The organism is Bacillus cereus group sp. BfR-BA-01311, from assembly GCF_022664295.1.
In the GTDB taxonomy this organism is placed as follows: domain Bacteria; phylum Bacillota; class Bacilli; order Bacillales; family Bacillaceae_G; genus Bacillus_A; species Bacillus_A cereus.
Genome location: NZ_JAKUHC010000032.1, coordinates 1 through 5,606, shown reverse-complemented (window position 1 = coordinate 5,606; position 5,606 = coordinate 1). Strand labels below are relative to the sequence as shown.

The following is a 5,606-nucleotide window of genomic DNA, read 5'->3' as shown; positions in this document are numbered from 1 at the left end:
CGACTTCCTTATGTTAACATCTTCGTTAGTTAATGTCAACTAAGTTTTTTATTTCGTTTGTCGCTTTCGACGTTAATGTCATCGGCGACTTGTTCTATATTACACCTCTAAAGTATAATCGTCAACACCTTTTTATAAAGAACTTCAATTTAATATTTTTATGCTCTTTTAGCTAGATACGTCTCTATAGGATTTCATTATCGAAGAACACCTTCTGCTTCTCTTTAATTTATTTTTCCAAATATATTCGAGTTAATTTGAACTCTAGACTTAACTTGTGTAGACGTTTTCCTCCAACAAAACTAGCAACCTTATTTTAACAAATACTAGTATATAATTAGAGAGTTGTTGTAATATCAATAAAACTCTATTAGAAGCAGGTGAAGATATGAAAGATATACGCATCCTTATAGCAGACGACGATAAAGAAATCCGAAATTTATTAAAAATATATTTAGAACGAGAATTATACACGGTAGACACTGCAATCAACGGCGAAGAAGCCTTGCATTTATTTAATCAAAATAACTATAACCTCGTTATATTAGATCTTATGATGCCCAAAATAGATGGAATCGAGGTATGTAAAAAACTTAGAGATAAAACTAACGTACCTATATTAATGCTCACCGCTAAAGATCACGAAGTTGATAAAATTTTAGGTTTAAGCATTGGTGCTGATGATTACATTACGAAACCTTTCAGCATTCACGAAGTAATTGCACGAGTAAAAGCTCTTATGCGGCGTTTTTTAGTTCTCGGAAGTAACAATACTGCTCAAGAAAAAACAACTTTATCTTTTAAAGGACTAACTATCAATTTAAATACATACACAGTTCATACAAACAAAGAAGAAATCAGCTTGACCGGAAAAGAACTGGAACTATTAAAATTCTTTACTTCAAACCCAGGACAAGTATTTACAAAAACACAGCTCTTCCGCAATGTATGGGACGATAATTATATAGAAGATGATAATACCGTTATGGTACATATTCGAAAACTTAGAAAGAAAATAGAAATCGATCCTTCCAATCCAAAATTCATTCAAACTGTATGGGGAATTGGTTATAAGTTTGTAGGTGAAAAGCTTGAAGATCGATAAAATCCTCTTCCTTATTTCATTACAACTTATCATTTACGGGCTTTTAAATATACAAATGGATCCAAAAGTAAAAATTTCTTTATTTATTACTCTTATCTTAATTACAATGTATCTCTTCTTTTCAAGAATACAATTCATTCAAAATCGCAAATCAATAGACACTAAATTAAGTCGTGCACTAAAGGGGAATTTACAAACGAGATTATTCACAAGTAATGATCAATCGTTACATAATATCGTTTTTTCAATAAACGAACTAATAGCTGAATTAGAAAAGGTTCGGATTAAAGCAAAAAGGTCTGAGGAATCTAGAAAACAACTTTTATCTAGTATCTCACACGATATCCGAACACCACTCACCTCTATTATTGGATATATCGATGCTTTAAAAGATGGGGTTGCTGCTTCTGAAATAGAAAAGCAAGAATATCTTAAAATACTTTATATGAAATCAAATAACTTAAAGCACCTAGTTGATGAAATATTCAATATGGCAAAGCTAGACGCTAATGAATTTCCACTAAAAGAAGAAAAACTCGACTTTTCTGAAATTACTAGAGAAGCTTTGATCGAGTTTTTACCCGAACTCTCAAAACATAATATTAAACTGCAAGTTCTTATACCAGAGTCTACTTGTCCTATCATTGCAGATCACCTAAGCCTTATGCGGATTATAGGTAACTTAATGAAAAATGCCATTTATTACGGAAAGGATGGGAAAACAATAGGAGTCGAACTGCTAGAAGCTGATGCAGAATACGAACTTCATATTTGGGATCAAGGCCCTGGTATTCCAAAACATGATTTACAAAACATATTTGAGCGAATGTACCGAAGCGAACAATCAAGAAACTCCTCTTATGGTGGTAGCGGTCTTGGGCTTTCTATTTCCAAAGCGCTCGTTGAGAAAAATGGTGGACATATATGGGTTGAAAGTACTCCATGGAAACGAACTACTTTTGGCTTTTCTATTCCAAAACACAATACTTTTAAGAAATAGTTAAGAAATGATTAATATGCAGTTAAGCCTTCCTTTTTATGATGTAAGTAAGAACTTATAGAAAGCAGGTGTCTCCTATAAATACAATTATAAAAACGACTAACCTTACTAAAGTATATGGCAATCAAAAATCAGTAGATAATTTAAATATTAATGTTCAACAAGGGGAAATTTATGGCTTCATAGGCCGCAACGGTGCTGGTAAAACAACAACCATTCGTATGCTGCTTAGTCTTATAAAGCCTACAAGTGGAACGATTGAAATATTCGGAGAGAACTTATTCCAAAATCAAAAAGATATTTTAAGCAGAATTGGTTCTATAGTTGAAGTTCCAGGATTTTATGAAAACTTAACTGCAAAAGAAAACCTATTAATTAATGCAAAGATAATTGGGGTTCACAAAAAGAATGCTATCGAAGAAGCATTAGAAATAGTAGGCTTGCAGCATGAGACAAAAAAGTTAGTAGGAAAGTATTCTTTAGGAATGAAGCAACGCTTAGGAATTGCACGCGCTCTTCTCCATTATCCTGAGCTACTCATATTAGATGAACCAACTAACGGACTAGACCCTATTGGTATTAAAGAAATGCGAAAACTTATTCATTCTTTAGCTCAAGAAAGAAATATAACTATACTCATTTCTAGTCACATATTAGCCGAGGTAGAACAGTTGGTCGATCGTATCGGAATTATTCATGAAGGAAGGTTACTAGAAGAAGTTTCTCTTGATAAGCTGCGCAAAGTAAACCGTAAGTACATAGAATTTCAGGTGAATAATGACAATAAAGCTGCGATGCTATTAGAAAATCAATTTCAAATTTTCGATTATGAGGTACATGATGAAGGGAATATTCGCATTTACTCTCATTTTGGGCAACAAGGATACATTAACAGAACATTCGTTCTTAACGATATCGAAGTATTAAAAATGATGATTAGCGAAGACAGATTAGAAGATTATTTCACCAAACTAGTTGGAGGTGGGACAATTGGTTAATCTACTCTATACAGAACTATTAAAACTAAAACGCTCTAATATGTTTTTAATTAGCATTATTGGAGCTGGTGTCGCACCTTTCTTAGTCGTAGTAGCCTCTTATATACATATAAAAACAAAACAGCCAACTCCGACTATTTGGTTCCACCAGTTATTCACTGACGTTAACTTATATACTACTTTAGTTATAGGATTCCCTTTATACGGAGTAGTTGTTGCTTATATGTTTACCCGCGAATATGCAGAAGATACACTAAAAAATTTACTAACTATCCCCGTGTCGCGCATTAGTTTTATTATAAGTAAGTTCATCATCCTCTTTCTTTGGATTATGATGCTAACTTTAGTCGCTTGGTCGCTTACTTTAATATTAGGGCTATTGGGGAACTTCCCTGGTTTTAACATTACTTTACTTTTAGGTTCTTTCCTAAAATTTTTAATATGTGGTGGACTTCTCTTTCTATTGTCTTCACCTATTGTGCTATTAACTCTTGTAATGAAGAGCTATGTACCGCCTATTATATTAACAGTCATTATTACAATGATGAATCTTATGCTCGTAAACTCCAAGCATAAAGATTTATTTCCGTGGACCGCTACTCTAGATATCGCAAATAACGAATTACAACCGACATATCCACCAGAGTATTCTTATATCATCATTGCAGTAACGACAATTTCCGGATTTATTGCAACACTATTCTATTTTAAAAAAGTAGACATTCATTAATGTATAGGAGTGAAACTATGAGCGATATCATTATTGCCTTCATACTCGGTATTGTAGAAGGATTAGCTGAATTTTTACCTATATCTTCTACTGGCCACCTTATATTAGTCGGGCATTTATTAGGCTTTGAGGGAGAAAGAGCAAAAACGTTTGAAATTGTTATTCAGCTAGGCGCAATTTTAGCTATTGCAATTTTATATCATAAACGTCTCGTTTCTTTATGTAATATTAAACCTCTTATACAGAAAGAAAAAAAATTCAACGCGTTCCATGTATTTCTTGGCGTATTTCCGGCAGTGGTTGCTGGTTTGCTACTACATGATATTATTAAAACATACTTATTCCAGCCATACACTGTTGTGATTGGACTTGTAGCAGGGGCAATTCTTATGATCTTTGCAGAAGTAAAAAAGAAAGAGGCAGCAGCCTATTCACTGGACGATTTAACATACCGCCAAGCTTTAACAATCGGATTATTTCAGTGCTTAGCGGTATACCCTGGCTTCTCTAGAGCTGGCTCTACTATCTCTGGAGGTCTATTAGCAAAAGTAAATTATAAGACTGCATCTGAATTCTCTTTTCTAATAGCTCTTCCTGTAATGATTGGGGCAACAGGCTTAGACTTACTAAAAAGTTGGAAGTATTTAAGTGTCGATGACATCCCTATGTTTGCGGTAGGATTCATTACCTCTTTTATAGTAGCGATGCTAGCAGTAGTAACTTTTCTAAAGCTTTTAGAGAAGATAGGTTTAAAACCTTTTGCATACTACCGTATTTTGTTGGCTATCTTATTTACGCTTTTCGTATTGCTATAGATTCATATAAGTCACATATTATTAAACTGATATTCAATTTAGAATATCGGTTTTTTTATCTATTTCAACTCTAGTATTACTCACTTCAATATGGCGTAGTGATAATAAACTACCATTCATAATCTGAACGTTCTTTAAGTAACTATGTCCTTTATCATAAAATGCAATTGGAAAATTAAAGATTCCATATATGTACAGAACATATTTACAAACTATATTCACTCCACATAGTATCTTTTTAATTTGCAAAACACTGATACAAATTAAAAATAAGTACAAAGGCATAACAAATAAATAAATTTCCTAGGAATTATAAAGAGATTACATATTAATTAGAGTGAGGTGACGATAAAAATGAATCAATTAGCACAGACATATTGGGATACTTATTGGGGAAACAACAAAAAACCAGAATCTGTTACAGCTTGGCAATTTGGGGATGCCCCTAATTATCTTGCACAACTAGTAATTGACGGTATTAAAACAGCTACATGCTCCGGTCACATTTTTTATGAATTAGAAAATGAATCGCTACCGACTACTAATGATTATAGTATTATACTCAATAGTAATGATGAACCTGTAGCTATTATTAAGACAATAGAAGTAACTGTAACACCAATGAATGAAGTAAGCGAAGAATTCGCTATCGCTGAAGGCGAAGGAGATCGTACTTATAATTACTGGAGAGACACCCATGTTCGTTTTTTTACAAAGGAATTAAATGAGATTGGTCTTAATTTCTCTGAAGATATGTTACTCGTCTGTGAGCGTTTTGAACTTGTTGATGTGAACAATAAAGTGAAATTTTAATAAACTGAGATTTACCAGCCATTCTTATTTTTATAAACACAAAAAAGACGAGTCATTCTGACTCGTCTTAAAGTTGCTTGGCGACGTCCTACTCTCACAGGGACAAGGTCCCAACTACCATCGGCGCTAGAGAGCTTAACTTCCG

At 33.3% G+C, this 5,606-nt stretch carries 6 protein-coding genes; all 6 read left to right on the top strand.

All coding sequences use genetic code 11. The features are described from left to right. Positions 1-388 precede the first annotated feature (388 nt). The 6 genes from MR136_RS28205 to MR136_RS28180 all read left to right on the top strand — a co-directional run bounded on the left by MR136_RS28205 (position 389) and on the right by MR136_RS28180 (position 5,461). Positions 389-1,105, top strand: coding sequence for a response regulator transcription factor (locus tag MR136_RS28205; RefSeq protein ID WP_000652001.1), 717 nt, complete (start codon positions 389-391; stop codon positions 1,103-1,105). Next, positions 1,092-2,105 (top strand): sensor histidine kinase, encoded by a 1,014-nt coding sequence (locus tag MR136_RS28200; RefSeq protein ID WP_017674293.1) that lies wholly within the window; start codon positions 1,092-1,094, stop codon positions 2,103-2,105. The genes MR136_RS28205 and MR136_RS28200 overlap by 14 nt, the downstream gene beginning before the upstream one ends. A 68-nt stretch (positions 2,106-2,173) precedes the next feature. Beyond that, positions 2,174-3,103 (top strand): ABC transporter ATP-binding protein, encoded by a 930-nt coding sequence (locus MR136_RS28195; RefSeq protein WP_000074584.1) that lies wholly within the window; start codon positions 2,174-2,176, stop codon positions 3,101-3,103. Continuing rightward, a complete protein-coding gene (locus MR136_RS28190) occupies positions 3,096-3,833 on the top strand; it encodes an ABC transporter permease (protein WP_000247720.1) in 738 nt (245 codons plus the stop codon). Before MR136_RS28195 ends, MR136_RS28190 begins: the two co-directional genes overlap by 8 nt. Before the next feature lie 17 nt (positions 3,834-3,850). Beyond that, positions 3,851-4,648, top strand: a complete 798-nt coding sequence (gene uppP, locus MR136_RS28185; RefSeq protein WP_001279957.1) for an undecaprenyl-diphosphate phosphatase UppP — start codon at positions 3,851-3,853, stop codon at positions 4,646-4,648. Between the two features lie 354 nt (positions 4,649-5,002). Beyond that, positions 5,003-5,461, top strand: coding sequence for an ASCH domain-containing protein (locus tag MR136_RS28180; protein ID WP_001072420.1), 459 nt, complete (start codon positions 5,003-5,005; stop codon positions 5,459-5,461). The last annotated feature ends 145 nt before the right edge of the window (positions 5,462-5,606 follow it).